Annotated in this window: 20 protein-coding genes; 14 read left to right on the forward strand and 6 right to left on the reverse strand. The window is 43.5% G+C overall.

Annotated elements, in window-relative coordinates:
• The first annotated feature begins 13 nt into the window (after positions 1 to 13).
• The 3 genes from HGD77_RS06860 to HGD77_RS17130 all read left to right on the forward strand — a co-directional run bounded on the left by HGD77_RS06860 (position 14) and on the right by HGD77_RS17130 (position 2,033).
• The gene (locus tag HGD77_RS06860; RefSeq protein WP_004646729.1) at positions 14 to 865 is read left to right on the forward strand and encodes a 3'(2'),5'-bisphosphate nucleotidase CysQ; all 852 of its coding nucleotides are present in this window, start codon (positions 14 to 16) and stop codon (positions 863 to 865) included.
• Between the two features lie 63 nt (positions 866 to 928).
• Positions 929 to 1,669 carry a histidine phosphatase family protein gene (locus tag HGD77_RS06865; protein WP_004646730.1) on the forward strand — a complete coding sequence of 247 codons (741 nt, stop codon included), beginning with the start codon at positions 929 to 931 and terminating at the stop codon, positions 1,667 to 1,669.
• Between the two features lie 238 nt (positions 1,670 to 1,907).
• On the forward strand, positions 1,908 to 2,033 hold the full coding sequence (locus HGD77_RS17130) for a hypothetical protein (RefSeq protein WP_004646731.1): 126 nt from the start codon (positions 1,908 to 1,910) through the stop codon (positions 2,031 to 2,033).
• 161 nt (positions 2,034 to 2,194) lie between these two features.
• Here HGD77_RS17130 and rpsT read toward each other — a convergent pair whose 3' ends face one another.
• Positions 2,195 to 2,464, reverse strand: coding sequence for a 30S ribosomal protein S20 (gene rpsT, locus HGD77_RS06870; RefSeq protein WP_004279868.1), 270 nt, complete (start codon positions 2,462 to 2,464; stop codon positions 2,195 to 2,197).
• 214 nt (positions 2,465 to 2,678) lie between these two features.
• On the opposite strand from rpsT, the gene HGD77_RS06875 reads away from it, so the two are divergent.
• From HGD77_RS06875 to HGD77_RS06895, 5 genes are all read left to right on the forward strand, one after another.
• Positions 2,679 to 3,344, forward strand: a complete 666-nt coding sequence (locus HGD77_RS06875) for an NAD(P)H-binding protein (RefSeq protein WP_004646732.1) — start codon at positions 2,679 to 2,681, stop codon at positions 3,342 to 3,344.
• Positions 3,345 to 3,356: 12 nt separating this feature from the next.
• Positions 3,357 to 3,866 (forward strand): ribonuclease E activity regulator RraA, encoded by a 510-nt coding sequence (gene rraA / locus HGD77_RS06880; RefSeq protein WP_004279866.1) that lies wholly within the window; start codon positions 3,357 to 3,359, stop codon positions 3,864 to 3,866.
• Positions 3,867 to 3,983: 117 nt separating this feature from the next.
• The gene (locus HGD77_RS06885; RefSeq protein ID WP_005263051.1) at positions 3,984 to 4,766 is read left to right on the forward strand and encodes a glutathione S-transferase N-terminal domain-containing protein; all 783 of its coding nucleotides are present in this window, start codon (positions 3,984 to 3,986) and stop codon (positions 4,764 to 4,766) included.
• 222 nt (positions 4,767 to 4,988) lie between these two features.
• Positions 4,989 to 5,672 carry a response regulator gene (locus tag HGD77_RS06890; RefSeq protein ID WP_168730760.1) on the forward strand — a complete coding sequence of 228 codons (684 nt, stop codon included), beginning with the start codon at positions 4,989 to 4,991 and terminating at the stop codon, positions 5,670 to 5,672.
• Positions 5,672 to 7,594, forward strand: a complete 1,923-nt coding sequence (locus HGD77_RS06895; RefSeq protein ID WP_004646735.1) for a sensor histidine kinase — start codon at positions 5,672 to 5,674, stop codon at positions 7,592 to 7,594. The genes HGD77_RS06890 and HGD77_RS06895 overlap by 1 nt, the downstream gene beginning before the upstream one ends.
• A gap of 79 nt (positions 7,595 to 7,673) precedes the next feature.
• Here the strand turns inward: HGD77_RS06895 and HGD77_RS06900 are convergent, their stop codons facing one another.
• From HGD77_RS06900 to HGD77_RS06910, 3 genes are read right to left on the reverse strand one after another with little or no spacing between them, the layout of a single operon-like run.
• On the reverse strand, positions 7,674 to 8,843 hold the full coding sequence (locus HGD77_RS06900) for a cupin domain-containing protein (RefSeq protein WP_004646738.1): 1,170 nt from the start codon (positions 8,841 to 8,843) through the stop codon (positions 7,674 to 7,676).
• 29 nt (positions 8,844 to 8,872) lie between these two features.
• Positions 8,873 to 9,466 (reverse strand): Maf family protein, encoded by a 594-nt coding sequence (locus HGD77_RS06905; RefSeq protein WP_004646739.1) that lies wholly within the window; start codon positions 9,464 to 9,466, stop codon positions 8,873 to 8,875.
• Positions 9,466 to 9,849, reverse strand: a complete 384-nt coding sequence (locus HGD77_RS06910) for a DUF2237 family protein (protein ID WP_004279857.1) — start codon at positions 9,847 to 9,849, stop codon at positions 9,466 to 9,468. Before HGD77_RS06910 ends, HGD77_RS06905 begins: the two co-directional genes overlap by 1 nt.
• Positions 9,850 to 9,988: 139 nt before the next feature.
• Between HGD77_RS06910 and HGD77_RS06915 the strand changes: the two genes are divergently transcribed.
• The 4 genes from HGD77_RS06915 (at position 9,989) to HGD77_RS06930 (ending at position 13,706) form a co-directional block, all read left to right on the forward strand.
• Positions 9,989 to 11,176, forward strand: a complete 1,188-nt coding sequence (locus HGD77_RS06915) for a phosphoglycerate kinase (protein WP_004646740.1) — start codon at positions 9,989 to 9,991, stop codon at positions 11,174 to 11,176.
• 154 nt (positions 11,177 to 11,330) lie between these two features.
• Positions 11,331 to 11,609: a hypothetical protein gene (locus tag HGD77_RS06920; protein WP_004646741.1), complete on the forward strand. Its 279-nt coding sequence runs from the start codon at positions 11,331 to 11,333 to the stop codon at positions 11,607 to 11,609.
• Positions 11,610 to 11,728: 119 nt separating this feature from the next.
• Positions 11,729 to 12,766: a class II fructose-bisphosphate aldolase gene (gene fba, locus HGD77_RS06925; protein WP_004279853.1), complete on the forward strand. Its 1,038-nt coding sequence runs from the start codon at positions 11,729 to 11,731 to the stop codon at positions 12,764 to 12,766.
• Positions 12,767 to 12,851: 85 nt separating this feature from the next.
• Positions 12,852 to 13,706 carry an EamA family transporter gene (locus HGD77_RS06930; protein WP_004646742.1) on the forward strand — a complete coding sequence of 285 codons (855 nt, stop codon included), beginning with the start codon at positions 12,852 to 12,854 and terminating at the stop codon, positions 13,704 to 13,706.
• On the opposite strand, the gene HGD77_RS06935 is transcribed toward HGD77_RS06930, so the two are convergent.
• Positions 13,669 to 13,896, reverse strand: a complete 228-nt coding sequence (locus tag HGD77_RS06935; RefSeq protein ID WP_004646744.1) for a hypothetical protein — start codon at positions 13,894 to 13,896, stop codon at positions 13,669 to 13,671. The two genes, HGD77_RS06930 and HGD77_RS06935, sit on opposite strands and share 38 nt — an antisense overlap.
• Before the next feature lie 106 nt (positions 13,897 to 14,002).
• Positions 14,003 to 14,656 carry an oxygen-insensitive NAD(P)H nitroreductase gene (gene nfsB / locus HGD77_RS06940; protein WP_004646745.1) on the reverse strand — a complete coding sequence of 218 codons (654 nt, stop codon included), beginning with the start codon at positions 14,654 to 14,656 and terminating at the stop codon, positions 14,003 to 14,005.
• Positions 14,657 to 14,844: 188 nt separating this feature from the next.
• Here nfsB and istA point away from each other — a divergent pair, with 188 nt between their 5' ends.
• Positions 14,845 to 15,864 carry an IS21-like element ISAba8 family transposase gene (gene istA, locus HGD77_RS06945; protein WP_005263048.1) on the forward strand — a complete coding sequence of 340 codons (1,020 nt, stop codon included), beginning with the start codon at positions 14,845 to 14,847 and terminating at the stop codon, positions 15,862 to 15,864.
• Positions 15,864 to 16,637, forward strand: coding sequence for an IS21-like element ISAba8 family helper ATPase IstB (gene istB, locus HGD77_RS06950; protein ID WP_005105266.1), 774 nt, complete (start codon positions 15,864 to 15,866; stop codon positions 16,635 to 16,637). Before istA ends, istB begins: the two co-directional genes overlap by 1 nt.
• Positions 16,638 to 16,761: the final 124 nt, after the last annotated feature.

Genomic DNA, 16,761 nt, shown 5'->3' on the forward strand with positions numbered 1-16,761 from the left:
ATTTAGGTTTTCTATGTTTAAAGCAACAGCAGCACCACAAGATCCAATGATTTTGCAGTTTGTGCCCATTTTGACACAAGCCTGTGAAATTTTGCGAGAAGAATATCAGCGTTATTGTTCTGGTGCAGCTTTTGATGTCATCAAAAAAAATGATAATTCTCCGGTGACTCAGGCAGATTTTCGGGTTAATACTTATCTGACCCAAGCTTTGGCAGAGATTTCCAGCTTGCCTTTACTGTCTGAAGAAGGACAGGAACATGAACGCCGCTCATGGTCAGAATTCTGGTTACTGGATCCGTTAGATGGCACTAAAGAGTTTTTGCACCAGCGCCCCGAATTTACCATTAATTTGAGTCTGGTCAGAGGCAGTTTGACCACTTTTGCCATATTGGCGGTTCCAGAGCAGCAACTGATTTATTTCTGTCCTGAGCAGGGCTTGCCTTATAAATATGATATTCAAACTAGAACATGGTTTGCTTATGCAATGTCTTCGACATCTAAAATGATTGCTGTAGGGTTGAGCCAAAGTAGCCAGCAGAAACCGAAATATCTCGAATATTTACAAAGTTTGGCCAAGCTCACGGACTACACTGAATTTAAAGCGGGCAGCGCTTATAAATTTTGCATGATGCTGGAAGATCAGGTGGATATCTATCCACGTTTTCATCCGACCTCGGAATGGGATACCAGCGCTGGTCAATGTATGCTCGAACGGATTGGGGGTGGCTTGGTCGATTTAGAAGGTCGCCCATTTATTTATAATCATCGGGATACTTTGCTGAATGGCGGATTCATTGCTTATAAGAATAATGATATGAAAATTATTGCATTGCAGGCGGTTTCTGACATGCAGGCCGAGCATTGAGCAAAATTCTGAGCGTGTTATAGTGGTGCTTAACCTATTACCAAATCCAGAGTTGGCTGTAACGTGTCCCTGAAACTGCTTCCACCGAGTATGTTGAGTGCAATTGATTTATTGCCCGATGTACAGACGCCTGTCACCTTATTTACACGGCATTCGATTCGTGAAGAGGTTCCGGGTCAAGGTTTGGCAGGCTATGATCTGCAACTGACCAATCAGGGGCGGGATCTGGCGCAGGAATGGGGTGCTTATCTGGCTGATCAAACTGATCGTGTGATTCATCACTGTATTTCAAGTCCGATCCAGCGGTGTATTGATACCGCTGCATTGATGATTGAAGGGGCAGATGCGGTTACCCCTGAGCAGAATACCCATCGTATTGAAATTATTGAACAGGGACTTCTGATGGAGCCTGGCAGCTTTGTGCTGGATATTCAAAAAGCTGGGCCTTATTTTGCCAAGCAGGGTGCACTCGGTTTTATTAACAGTTTTGTCAATAATGCCTTGCCTGGGATGAAACAGCCGATTCATGGCGTGGTGGATGTACTGGAACTGATTTACAACACCCATCCACAAAATAAATATGGGCTGAGTTTGGCTGTCAGCCACGATACTATTCTCGCAGCGATGATTGCAGTGATGTCAGGGCGTCAAGACGTCAGTCGGGAAGACTGGCCAAAAATGATGGAAGGTCTGTTTGTCTGGTTTGAAGGTGATGTGTTTTTGGAGTCCAAACTGAAATGGATCTGGCGCGGTCAGGTACATGAACTGGATATTGCTGATTTTAAACGTTCCCAACTTTCTTAAATTAAATTGATCTATTCAAAACTCAATTGTTCACAGCAATTGAGTTTTTTATTGGGGAGTTAGAAATTATAAAGATGGTGGGGCGTTTCATATTGATCATTCAATAAAGTTCAGGCTAAAACGATAAAAATAAATTTTAAACTGCACCTTTTACATTTATAGGGTGAAAATTCAATAATGTAAGTATAAAAATTATCTATGCTTAATAAATATAGAAATATTCATCTTGAGGAAAATTATGAAAGTTATCACAATTTTTAGCCTGATCGCGATTTTGGGTTTAACCGCATGTCAAAAGCGGGACACTGACAATACGAAACAGGATAAAACCACTTCGCCATCCTCTATGGATAAAGATCAATAATCTAAAAGAGAGGGAGATTCAGGTTTTTATCTCACAGTATCGCATTGACTGGATGAGTGCTGTCTAAACAAATTATTTTTCTGAATGAGTCATTATATTTTTTAGTTTCTTCAAATTCCAGACACAAAAAAAGCCCTAAAAAGGGCTTTTTTCATTTGCGATTAGTTAGAAGCTAGTGCTTTAACTTGCGCGTTCAAGCGGCTCTTATGACGAGCTGCTTTGTTTTTATGGATGATGCCTTTGTCAGCCATACGGTCGATTACTGGAACAAGCGATTTGTACGCTTCAGTAGCAACTGCATAGTCATTAGTGCTGATAGCAGCTAATGTACGTTTAAGATAGGTACGAACCATAGAACGCAAGCTTGCGTTGTGTTTGCGTGCTTTAACGTTTTGACGAGCACGTTTTTTAGCTTGAGCAGAGTTTGCCACTCGTGCACTCCTTGAAATAGATTGGTCTGGGCGGGCTGAAACTCAACTGAAAACCAACATCAGAGGAATTATCACCAGCCCGTAAACAAGTGCCATATTTTGATTAAACTAAGCACCGAAGTCAAGTCTTGACATGCTTTGACAACATTTTAGATGCAGAAAAATTCTAAAGAAAACGTTAGATTAGTATTCCACCCAGGAGATCGTATAAAAAATGACTAAATCACTGACTCATCCCATCGTGATAGGTGCCACTGGCTTGGTGGGAAAACAACTGATAAAACGTTTGCAAGATGAGCCGACTTGCCAGCAGATTACTGCAGTGGTCAGAAAACATCAAAATGATCTGGATGCTTTGGATAAAGTTCAACAACTGGTACTGGAAGATTTCCTGATGTTGAATGATCAGGATGTCAGCAAGCATAGCCATGGTTTTAGCTGCCTGGGCAGCACCATGAAAAAAGCCGGATCCAAACAGGCATTTTATAGTATTGACTATACCATAAATGCTCACTTTGCAGAGCTGTTACAGCAAACCTCAGCCCATTATCTTTTGCTAAGCGCAATGGGTGCCGATTCCCAATCGCATTTTTACTATAATCGGGTCAAAGGTGAACTGGAAGAATATATACAAACATTGTCCTTGGACAGAATCAGTTTGATTCGACCTTCATTGCTCATTGGTGAACGTCCAGAGCAGCGTTTTTTGGAAGATATCGCGCAGCAGGTTTACCACAAAGTATCGCGTTTTATTCCGGATAGTTTTGCGTATAAGCCAGTGACAGCCGAGCAGGTGGCTCATACTATGGTCGAGGCCGCGCTAACTCAGACGGTAAAATTTGAAATTTATGATAATTTACGCATACAAAAAATGAAATGAGGGGAAAACACCGTGTCTACAGCAGCATTTGTTACCTGTGACTTGTTAGATGATCATCCAGAATTAGAGCTTCAGGTGGTGACACCTTGCCTGGACGGTAAATTTTTTAAGAGTTATGGGGCGCGCAAAACCTTTGGCGGTCAGATTGTGACAGTAAAATGTTTTGAAGATAACTCGCGGGTGAAAGAGTTGTTGGCCACAGATGGAACAGGCAAGGTCCTGGTCGTAGATGGCGGTGCATCCATGCGCTGTGCCTTGATGGGTGACCTGATTGCAGAATCAGCGGTAAAAAATCACTGGAATGGCGTAATTATTTATGGTTGCGTTCGTGATGTCGATGCGATTGCTGAACTTGATCTTGGTGTGCATGCATTGGCGGCTATTCCGCAAAAGAGCAACCGCAAGGGTGTGGGTGAAGTTGATATCTCTCTCTGTTTTGGTGGTGTCACGTTTAATGCAGGCGAGTATGTCTATGCAGACAATAATGGTATTGTGGTGTCTAAAACAGCATTAGTGGCTTAATCGGCCGGAATCTGCATTTCTGCATGAAAGAATAACAACAAAACTTATCTGTACCCTGAAAGACAGGATGCCTAGATTCTGTCTTTCATTCATATAAAACAAAAATAGGAAAATACTATGTTGAGTCATCAAATTAAAGTTGTACAAGCTTTGGCCTCTTCAATCGCTGAAGGTGGACGTGGGATGGTGGGTACACCGTTTCCAAATCAGCCTGAAAAAGCCTTGAAGCTCTATGAATACGAGGGTTCACCATTTTGTCGTCGGGTGCGTGAAGTCATGACCTTGCTAAATCTGGATTATGAAGTTTATCCATGTCCACGAGGGGGTACTCATTTCCGTCCTGAGGTGCAGCAATTGGGTGGAAAACTGCAATTTCCTTTTTTAGTTGATGAAAATACCGGTGATCGACTCTATGAGTCTCAGGATATTATCGATCATCTGTTCAAGCATTATGGCAAAACCGGCAAAACTCCCAAGAAATATGCTCACTATCCTAAAATTCCAGTGGCTGCAATTGCGGGAACCGTCCTCAATGGTTTACGCGGCGGAATGGTGATTCCCAAGATTAAGGATCGGCCAACACCTGAACTGTTATTAGAATTATGGGGCTTTGAGGCCAGTCCTTATACCCGAATTGTACGCGCCGTTTTGAGTGAACTGGAAGTGCCGTTTGTTTTTCATAATGTCGCTAAAGAGCGCTGGCAAGATTATGGACCGGCCAAATTGCGTTTAAAACCGGGAAAATATGAACCACTACCAGGCGGTAAGCGTGAACATTTGTTTGAAATGATGGGAAATAATATTCAGCTTCCCTATCTGGTCGATCCAAATACAGATACCAAAATGTTTGAATCGGCTGAGATTGTGAAATATTTAAAACAGCAATACGGTACTGCTTAAAGTAGACAGCTCGTATAACTTCAAAAGATTTTCTATCTTGAACTGCCATCTGCTAAACAGATGGCATTTTTTATGTCTATGATATGGAAAACGGGCGTAAGCGTTTCTCGCTGCTTAAAACTTCAGATAATAAAAAATAAATAAATCATGATTTTTAGTGTGATTTTGTTTATATTTTAATCTTAAAGGGGATATATAAAAATAAATATAAGGGGCGTGCTTATGACAGCATCGGAGGCAGTCTTGCCAGTACCAGTATTAATCGTTGAAGATAAATATGTCATCCAGCGCCGTTTAAAAATCATATTAAGCAATCTAGGTTATCAGGATGACGTTCTGTTATTTGCCAATACGGTGAAAGAAGCATATGCCGTTTTGCAGCAACAGCCGATTGCACTGGCCTTAGTAGATTTGGGTTTACCAGATGGAAGTGGGATTTCAATTATTGAAAAAATCCGCGAACAGGACGCACAAGCGTTGATTCTGGTGGTGTCTGCCTGGAGTACCCAAGATAGCCTGTTTAGGGCAATTCAGGCCGGTGCGACCGGTTATGTGCTGAAAGAACGGGATGATGTTGAAGTCGCCTTGGCTATTCGCAGTATTTTGCGTGGCGGTGCACCGATTGATCCCTTTGTTGCCCGTGAAATTTTAAAACAGATTTCTATTCCCACCATTTCAGGAACAGTAGAACAGAACAGGCCAGCTGCGGATCAGGAAACGCTCACACAGCGGGAGCAGGAAATCCTGTCCTTGGTTGCGCAAGGTCTGAGTAATCGTGAAATTGCCGAGCAGCTCTGTGTATCACGCTATACCGTCGAAAGTCATATCAAGCATATTTACCGCAAACTCTCGGTCAGTAAACGTACCAAGGCGGTCAGTACCGCACGGCATCTGGGAATTCTGTAATGTCATCTGCCTGTTCCAGAAGCAGCAAACGGCAGCGACTGAAATGGATCGGTGTTTTTGTCCTGTGCAGCTGGCTTTGCTTGTTCTGTAGTATCAGTCAGGCACAAAACCATTTTCAGATTAATGATCTTTGTCAGGTGAAGATCGAATATATTCAGAAGGTTCAGGCTCAGGGTCCTACCGAGATGCCGACATCGGGCTGGCAAAGCGTACGTTTGCCGGATAACTGGCAGAATAACTGGAAGAATTATCATGGGGGTGCCTGGTACAAGATTGTCTGGCGTTGGTCATGTCAGGACAATATTCGTCTTGCAGAACCGGTTGCCTTTTCTATTGATTATATTAATTCGGCAGGTGCCGTGTTCCTGAATGGTGACTTGCTTTGGTCTGACCGGAACTTGCAAGAGCCCTTGTCGAAAAGCTGGAATATGCCGCGTTACTGGGTTTTCCCGATTAGCGGTTTGCGTAAAGACAGTAATGAAATCCTGATTTATGTAAATGGCTACAGTTTCCAAAGCGCGGGCCTGGGCAATATTCAGTTTAATAATGTGTTGGTGAATAGCCAGCAGTATTTGGAAAAAATCTGGGATCGCCGTACCGTATTCCAGATCAATATGATTTTCTCTGCCACGATTGGGCTGATCTGTTTCATTATCTGGTTATTCCGGCGTTCAGAAACCACTTTTGGCTGGCTGGCACTCAGTTCACTGTTGTGGATTCTGTTTATTTCCAATGTCTTGACTACAGAAAATTTTCCATTTCACTCCACGATTTCGGCAGCTAAAGCCAATATGCTTTTTTTTATTGCCTATATCCATTGTTTTTGTCTGTATCTGATCCGCTTTGTAAAACAGAAATTTAAGCAGTTGGAGCGAGGATTTATTCTGGTCAGCGTTCTGTCCAGCTTACTGGTTATGATCAGTTCCTTGGATTATCTGGAGCAGGTACTGGGCGGAGTGTTTATCATCTATGTATTGCTCTTTATTAGTTGTACTGTATATGTCAGCTATCAGGCCATCAAAACCCGAAATGGAGAATATCTTTTCCTGACGCTGTGTCTCTGGGGGATTTTGCTGTGTGTAGTCATCGACCTGATCATGTTGAACCAAACCCAGGTCAATGAATTTTCACCTTTATCCCCCTATACCTCACCGATTATTACCCTGTTTGTCGTGCTGATTATGGGCACACGCTTGAATCGTAATGTCAGGAAAATCGAAAAATTTAATACCCAGTTAGAACGTAAAGTTCAGCAGGTCAGTGCCGACCTGAATAAAAGCCTGAGCGATAAACATCAACTGGAGCTGACGAATGTTCGTCTGCAAGAACGGATTAATCTGTCACATGAACTGCATGACGGGTTGGGAGGGTCTATTGTCCGTTCCATGATTCTGGTGGATCAAAGTAGCGAAACAGTTTCTAAACAGCAGTTTCTTTCCATGCTGAAACTGCTCAGAGATGATCTCAGACAAATCATTGACAGTGGTTCATCTATTGAAAATAAAGTCCCACAAACGCCGGTACTCTGGATCGCACCGGTACGTTATCGTTTTACCCAGCTGATGGAAGAAATGGGGATTGTAGTTGAATGGTCATTTCCAAAAGTCTGGCAGCGTGAACCGACGGCATTACAGTGTTTGACCTTGATCCGAGTAGTCGAAGAAAGTCTGACCAATATCATTAAGCATAGTCAGGCCAGTCAGGTAAAAGTCAGTCTGGAATATTCCCAGCCACATCAGCTTACTTTAAGCATTCAGGATAATGGCATCGGTTTCGATGCTGACATGGTGCAAAAAAATGGCCTGAGTATTGGAATGCGCAGCATGAAAATGCGGGTTGAGCGCATGGGAGGATTGTTCCAGATTGAATCTGAACAAGGAGATACGCTGATTCGTGTTGTATTAGAGCTGTATCAGCCTTAAGTAACTAGAATTTTAGTAGAAAATAAAAAGAGGATCATGTGATCCTCTTTTTATTATCGCTTAACGAGTCGTTAAACGCTTACTCGTCGTCAGCAGGTGGAACCAACATCAACACGGCTTCATTCAATAATGCTGCAACATCTTCCAGAATTTCTTCATCAGCGAAGTCTTCACTGAATAACAGCGCTTCACCATCTGCAAGCTGTTTGAGTTTTGCGGTAAATGTCTCAGAGATGCACACACCCTCACCATTTGCCCAGAACAGAACGTCGCCGTCCGTTTCAGTATAAAGCAGGCGTGACGCAGGTTCGAGCATCAGGCTATAGCCCTGATCGAGTGCTTCTTCCAGATCACCTGTACCGATTTCTTCTGCTTCAGGCAGGTTTTCAGGATATTTAGGTTCGGACATCAAGCTCATGATGGCATCTTCGAGAACATTGGAATTATGCAGTTGCTGCATGATGTGTTCTTTCAGATATTCCAGCTCATTGCTGCTCACTTCACCGATAGCACCGACTTGATCACGGATGATATCCAGCAATGGGTTACGCAGCGTTTCATTTTCAGAGAATTTATCCCCGACACGATCCATCATGTCACTGATATTTGGCATGCGGAAACCGAATGAATAAGTCAGGCAGTCATCTTCAGCCACGCCGTAATGAGCCAGACCAGGCGGCACATAGAGCAAGTCGCCAGGTGCCAGCACTTCATCAAAGTCCACTTCTATTTCAGGCAATAATTTAAGCGGTTGACCCGGAACAAATGGAGTTTCGGTATCACACATTTGCCCAAGCTGCCAGCGACGATGGCCATAGCCTTGTACCAGAAACACATCATAGAAATCGAAATGCTTGCCGACTGAACCGCCTTGCGGTGCATAAGACACCATGATGTCATCGCGACGCCATTGTGGAATAAATGGGAATTTTTTCCAAAGTGCCGACAGGTCAAATGAATAGTGATCTACAGCCTGAACCAAAAGTGTCCAGAGTTTTGGCATTTTCTGAAAATCTGCTTTGAGCAAAGGTGAAGATTTCACGCTCCATTGATTCGGATCACGATCTTTCTGCTTGATGAGACGGGCAGTGACATGTTCTTCAAGCGCAAGTTCCATCACATCATTGGGTTCAAGCAAACTGGCGATTTCAGGCATCGCATTACGCACCAGTAATGGTTTCTTTTGCCAGTATTCGCTAAGGAATTGTTCAGCGGTGATGCCGCCTAAAACGTCTAAAGGTTGAGACATAGATTACAGCCTGAATTTAAAGAGAGAGATTAAGGAACTAAAATTTTTAATTCACGAAGAATATTGCATAGCTTGATCATCGGCATACCCATCAGTGTGGTCTGGTCTTGCCCGGTCATTTCTTCAAACAGGCTAATTCCTAAGCTTTCACATTTGAAACTGCCAGCACAATGCAGTGGCTGTTCAATCTCGACATAGCGCTCGATTTCGGCCTGAGAAAGTTTACGAAACTTGACTTTATAGTGTTCGACCAGACTTTGTTCAAAACCCGTCGATTGTTGCTGTACACTGAGCGCCGTACTGAAATAGACAATCTTGTCCGAGTTAGCTTGGAGCTGGCGAATGGCTTTTTCAGTCGTTAACGGTTTACCGATAAAAATATCCGGTGCACCTTCACGCCATGCCACCTGATCCGAGCCGATCACAATCGCTTCAGGATTCTGTTCGGCAATATATCTGGCTTTCTCGAAAGCTAGTCGTTGTGCCAGATCATCTGCGTGATTTTCCCCGCGAGGAGATTCATCAATATCCGGTACCATGGAAATATAATCAATATGCAGACGATCCATCAGCGCTTTGCGGGTTTGACTGGATGATGCCAAAATAATCTGTACAGAATTCATTAGACAGCATATTCCTCAAGAATATTTAACGGCACATAAGCCAGAACAGCTTTGTGACAGGCTTGCAGCTTGATTGGAGGTGCTTGACCTGCTTCATAGGCTTCGACCCAGCGCGTTACGCAGATACACCAGAAATCGCCAGGTTGCAGGCCGGGGAAATCCAGTTCAGGCAAAGGCGTAATCAGGTCATTACCGACTTTTTGAGAAAAATTCAGAAATTCTGAAGTCATTTGCGCGCAAACCGTGTGCTGGCCCAGATCAGTGGTCGCAGTATGGCAAAAGCCATTGCGGAAATAACCGGTAATCGGATCGAAGCAACAGCTGGACAAAGGCTCACCTAACACGTTCAAACGGTTAAGATTTGGATCAGGATGTATCGACATAGGGACTGAATCTAAAAGAGGCTTTTTTCTATCATAACAAAACTTTGGCATTCATAATGTTTTCTGCAAAAGATGCTAACCTTTTTCTGCATAATCATTTAAAATCGCCTGGTTTTAATATCTATAAAGTGAGCTCTACATGAACTTTCAGCGTATGACTGACCTCGATTTAGCAGGTAAACGTGTTCTGATCCGTGAAGATTTAAACGTTCCTGTTAAAAATGGTGTGATCACCAGCGATGCGCGTCTTCGTGCAGCATTGCCAACGATTAAAGCAGCATTAGAAAAAGGCGCTGCAGTCATGGTGTATTCTCATCTGGGTCGTCCGGTTGAAGGTGAGCCTAAGGCTGAACAGTCACTTGCTCCTGTAGCGGCTTACTTGACTGAAGCTTTGGGCCAAGAAGTGAAACTGTTCACTGACTATTTAGATGGCGTTGATGTTCAGCCAGGTCAGGTGGTTCTGCTTGAAAACTGCCGTTTTAACGTCGGCGAGAAGAAAAACAATCCTGAACTTGCAGCAAAATATGCAGCACTTTGCGACGTATTTGTAATGGATGCCTTTGGTACAGCGCACCGTGCAGAAGCATCTACTGAAGGCGTAGCGCGTTTAGCGAAAGTTGCAGCAGCAGGTCCTTTACTGGCAGCTGAACTGGATGCACTTGGCCGTGCACTGCAAACGCCAGAAAAGCCAATGGTGGCGATTGTTGCGGGTTCTAAAGTCTCTACCAAGCTGGATGTTTTAACCTCACTTTCTGATATCTGTGATCAATTGATCGTGGGTGGTGGTATTGCCAATACTTTCCTTGCTGCAGCAGGCTATAACGTTGGTAAATCACTGTGTGAAAAAGACCTGATCGATACAGCAAAAGCCATTGCTGCAAAAGTATCAGTGCCACTTCCTACTGACGTTGTGGTTGCAGATGCCTCTGAAATCAACTTTGAGGATTTCCTGGGTTCATTGGCTGCTGCGAAAGCAACGGTGAAAAACGTTGCCGATGTTGCTGACAACGACATGATTCTGGATGTAGGTCCGGAAACTGCGAAAGCATTTGCAGAAATTCTGAAAACCTCTAAAACCATTCTTTGGAATGGCCCGGTTGGCGTATTTGAAGTCGATCAATTCGGTGAAGGGACTAAAACTTTATCTTTAGCAATTGCTGAATCGGAAGGTTTCTCGATCGCGGGTGGTGGGGACACACTTGCTGCGATTGATAAATATGAAGTGGCTGACAAAATTGGTTATATCTCGACGGGTGGCGGTGCATTCCTTGAATTCGTTGAAGGTAAAACTCTTCCTGCAGTTGCGGTACTATTAGAACGTGCTTAATTGCATGTCCTAAGCTAAAAAGCTGGCCCAGTGCCAGCTTTTTTTATGTCATTTTTTTGACAGTGAAAACTTACCCTTCATGGCTTCGTCATTAAAATGCAATAAATCTGTCATAAGATGCAGTAATTAAATCACCAAATGACGAGAATACGTGATGAAGAAACAGTTAACTATCGCAGTATTATTAGCAGCTTCTCTGGCACTGACTGCATGTGCAAAACAGGAAAGCACACCAGAAGCTGAAGCAGAAAGCTCGGCAGCAGTGGCGGATCAGGCGGTGACTCCAGAACAGCAAGCTGCCATTGATGCCATTGATCAGCCAATTCTAGACGAAAAAAATACCGATATCCCGGCTGAAGTTGCCAATGCACCAGCCGATGAAGCAACTGCAGACGAGTCAGTTGCTGCGACTTCAGAGCCTGTAGCACCTTAATCCGGTTGATGTGACACAAAATCCCTGCAAATGCAGGGATTTTTTTTAAATAGTGTTATTTGTTGCTGAATTGAAACCTTTGAACATGTAGAATATGTGGCATTCACTGGGAGGATATTATGGCTCTTATTTCATTGCGCCAGCTCTTGGATCACGCCGGCGAACATGCTTACGGCGTACCAGCATTTAACGTAAACAACTTAGAACAAATGCGTGCAATTATGCTTGCAGCAGATGCAACCAATTCACCTGTTATCGTACAAGCATCTGCGGGTGCGCGTAAATATGCAGGCGCTCCGTTCTTGCGTCACCTAATTTTGGCTGCAATTGAAGAATGGCCACATATTCCAGTGGTAATGCATCAAGACCACGGTACCAGCCCTGACATTTGTCAACGTTCAATCCAGTTAGGCTTTTCATCAGTAATGATGGACGGTTCACTGGGTGAAGACGGTAAAACACCAACTTCATATGAATATAACGTTGATGTGACTCGCCGTACAGTTCAAATGGCACATGCGTGTGGCGTATCTGTTGAAGGTGAAATCGGTTGTTTGGGTAGCCTTGAAACAGGTATGGCGGGTGAAGAAGATGGCGTAGGCGCAGAAGGCGTACTGGATCATTCTCAACTCCTGACTTCAGTTGAAGAAGCGCGTAGCTTCGTTGCTGATACCAATGTTGATGCGCTTGCAATTGCAGTAGGTACTTCACACGGTGCGTACAAGTTCACGCGTCCACCTACAGGTGATATTCTTGCGATTGACCGCATTAAAGAAATTCACGCAGCACTTCCAAACACACATCTTGTCATGCACGGTTCAAGCTCTGTGCCACAAGAATGGTTGGCAGTGATTAACCAGTATGGCGGCGACATCAAGGAAACTTACGGTGTTCCGGTTGAACAGCTGGTTGAAGCGATCAAACACGGCGTGCGCAAGATTAACATCGATACTGACTTGCGTTTAGCATCTACCGGTGCAATGCGTCGTATGATGGCAGAAAAACCAAGCGAATTCGATCCACGTAAATTCTTCAGCGCAACTGTAGATGCAATGAAGCAAATCTGTATCGATCGTTACGAAGCTTTTGGTACTGCAGGCAATGCAGACAAGATTCGCCCAATCTCTTTAGAGAAAATGGTGTCACACTATAAATAATTCCCAGTGAATCATTTATAAAAAAAGCCCACTGCAAATGTGGGCTTTTTTGTAGACTCATAAATATCAAGAATAAGAGCAGCATATGGAACTGATTTTCGCAGCAGCGCTATGCAGCGTTGCGGTCTCAATATTATTAAAAGTCGCCAAAAATAAGGGCTTGAGTCCGATACACATGATTAGCTGGAACTATATGACAGCTAGTCTCTTGTGTTTTTTCTGGTTTAAGCCTGATATTCAGCATATTTCAATGTCTCAGACGCCTTGGTTGCTTATTCTGGCTCTGGGTATTTTGCTTCCGAGCGTATTTCTGTTTTTGGCCAAGGCTTTGCAAACGGCTGGAATTTTAAAAACCGAAATTGCCCAGCGACTTTCTGTAGTTTTGTCACTGGCTGCAGCCTATTTCATTTTTCAGGAACAGTTTAATCAGCTGAAAATACTTGGGATCGCTTTAGGTATTGGAGCAGTGCTGTGCATCCTGTTTTCACATCGACAAAGTACAGGACAGAGCAGTCAGGGAATGTTGTATCTGGGCTTGGTCTGGGTCGGTTATGCACTGATTGATGTATTGTTGAAATATACAACCAGTCTGGGCCTCCAATTCGCGGTGGCGCTGAATCTAATGTTTGTTTGTGCCCTGATCATTTCGATGGGCTATCTGTTAATCAAATATAAAAGCTTGGGCTCGATGCAGAATATCGGCGCTGGTCTGTTATTGGGTTTCCTGAATTTTGCCAATATTGCTTTCTATGTCAAAGCCCATATGCTGCTTAAGGATTCACCTGCGATCGTCTTTGCTGGCATGAATATTCTGGTGGTGGTATTTGGTGTGATAGCAGGTCTGGTATTCTTTAAAGAACGGCTCAAACCTGCAAGTACTTTAGGATTACTGCTAGGCTTGACTAGTGTGATTTGCCTAGCTTATGCAATGTCTGCTTGACATAAGAGGATGCAAATTCAATCGGATGTCGGAGCAGGTCACCTGCTTCGGCCAGTCCAAGCAATAAACCGGACTGTTGGCAGTCTGGACAGTGCGGATAACGATGCTGTTGCTCTTTATAGTGCTGGAGATAAATTTTATCGCAATGATGGCATTCAAATTTCAGGGATTTGGATGTAAGGAGCGACATAGATGACCTCTATTGTTATTCTATTAGATGTAAATTAAATAAAGCAAAAAATAGGCCCGAATTGACATGGAAAGGGGCGCTTGACCCCTTTTATAGCATAAATTCCTTACAGTTTGGTGAAAATATCTTCAGCGGCAAGACGTGATTTAGGGAGTTTGGCATTGAAATCATTTTCACTGCGATAGCCTAAAGTCAGCAATACAGAAGGGATCAAACCCTGTTCTGCAAGTTGTAATTCTTCACTAATCATCTCTCCGTCAAAGCCGCCAATTGGTGTGGCATCAACCCCTTCAATTCCGGCAGCCAAGAGCATTTGACCGAGTGCAATGAAGGTCTGGTTTTCAGCCCAACGCTGAATATCACCTTTTTCATTACGATAATAATGAATATAACCTGCACGGGTATTTTTCTGACCTTCTTTGGCTGATTCATCTTTAAAACGGCCACTGAGATCATCGCGGTTCAATAAGTTTTCTAGATGCAACTCATTAATGTCGGCTTTGGTGCAGAATAAAATGGTATGTGAAGAATCCAGAACTTTGGGTGCATTGTAGGCATAAGTACCAACCAAGGCTTTGGCAATGCGCTGTTTGGCGGCATCATGATCGGCAATAAAAAAATGCCAAGGCTGAATATTGATCGAAGAGGGTGCCAGACGCAAAATTTCTAACAAGCGTTCAAACTGTTCTGCTGGGATTTTCTTGCTAGGATCATAGGCTTTAGTGGTATAGCGGGTCTGTGTGATCTTGAGTAAATCCATCAATGGACTCCAATCTTTTTAAATAAACAGCGAGTAGAAGTTTTAAATATATACATTTTTCACATCCCCTGATTATTACAATAACAAAGCATCAGGCAAATGTTAGCGGCAGTGTAAAAATGACCCCCTAATGGCATTTAAAAACTGACCCCCTTGGTTAATATAGCGGTCATTTTGGACTGCTCAACATGTTAACTTTGGAGCAAGCAGTGACAATCCAAATACTTCATCAACAAGGTAAATCTATTAAAGCCATTACTCGTGAACTGGGGGTGTCCAGAAATACCGTACGTAAATATTTACGGCAAAACACCACACCTCAGTATCAGCGTATACAGCCTAGAATAAGTATCCTTGACCCATATAAACCCTATTTACTCCAACGTGTAAATGCAGCTCATCCTGAATGGATTCCTGCTGTCGTGCTCTACCAGGAAATTTTAAGGTTGGGATATCCAGGAAAGATCAGGATATTGAGGGAATATCTTGCAACATTAAAACCAGTTGCCAAACCGGAACCGATCATTCGTTTTGAAACCCAACCTGGCCAACAAATGCAGGTGGATTTCACCACAATTCGACGCAACAACACGACTTTAAAAGCCTTTGTCGCAACATTAGGGTATTCCAGAGCGACTTTCGTGAAATTTTATGATCATGAACGTACGGATGCATGGATCGATGGTCTAGAAAATGCATTTCAGTTTTTTGTAGGAGTACCTCAAGAAATCCTGTTTGATAACGCTAAAACGATCATGATTGAACGGGATGCCTATCAGGAGGGGCAGCATAAATGGAATCCCAAACTGCTCGACTGCGCCAAGAAATACAGCTTTCGTCCTCGCGTATGTAAGCCCTACCGTGCACAGACCAAAGGCAAAGTTGAACGCTTTAATGGATACCTCAAATCAAGCTTTATTGTGCCATTGAAAGCAAGCCTGAAGACTTCGGGTTTACTGTTAGATGTTGATGTCGCCAATGCCCACATTGGCCGGTGGCTGCATGAAACCGCCAATCAGCGGATTCATGCCACCACGCAAGAAAAACCGGCTGTTCGACTGCAACAGGAGCAGCAAAAATTTACGCCATTACCGCTATCAGATACAGGTTCTAGCACTGTACCTGTTGCAGCAGCACAGCATGTCATGCCCTACGAGAGTTTGCAGCATCCTTTATCGGTATATGACCAGTTGCTGGGAGTTTCCTGATGAATCTGCAATACGACCGTATAGAGCAACTTTGCCAAAAGCTCAATCTGCCTGCCATCGCATCACAATGGTCACATCATGCACAACAAACATTAGGTCAAGATGGAAGTTATGCCGACTTTGTTGAAGCGATCTTGACGCATGAATATGCTGCCAGGCAACAGCGCAGCCAGCAGGTCCTGATGAAACTCTCAGGCCTGCCTCAAGTGAAAACGCTGGAAGGTTACGATTTTAATTATGCACTGGGTGCTCCCAAATCACAGGTGGTCGAGTTGTTCAACCTGAGCTTTATTGCTAGAGCAGAAAATGTGGTGTTTCTCGGGGCTAGCGGTGTAGGGAAAACGCACTTATCTATGGCATTAGGCTATAAGGCCATCATGAACAATGTCAAAACCAAGTTTATTACCGCCGCCGATCTCATGCTGCAACTCAGTACAGCCTATCAGCAAGGTAAATTGAAAACCTATATGCAACGGGTGATACTCGCCCCAAAATTACTGATTATCGATGAAATTGGTTATTTACCGTTTGGACGTGAAGAAGCGAATCTGTTCTTTAACGTGATTGCCAAGCGTTATGAAAAAGGCAGTACGATATTGACGAGTAACTTACCCTTTAGCCAATGGTCTAAGTCATTTGCGGATGATGTTACGTTGACCGCTGCGATGTTAGATCGGCTATTACATCACTGTCATGTGGTACAGATATCGGGTGAGAGTTATCGTTTGAAGGATAAAAAAAGAATTGGGATTCAGCCGCAGGTTGAAACTTAATACGAGATCAAAGGGGTCAATTTTACTTCGCCATTTTTAAGGTAAAAGGGGTCAATTTTAAAATGCCGTTGACAAAAGCCTGTTTTGAGATGATCTTGAGCTGGATTCAAGCAAAACTTAGAGT

Origin of the sequence: Acinetobacter sp. NEB149, assembly GCF_012516415.1 — a bacterium.
Taxonomy (GTDB): domain Bacteria; phylum Pseudomonadota; class Gammaproteobacteria; order Pseudomonadales; family Moraxellaceae; genus Acinetobacter; species Acinetobacter lwoffii_V.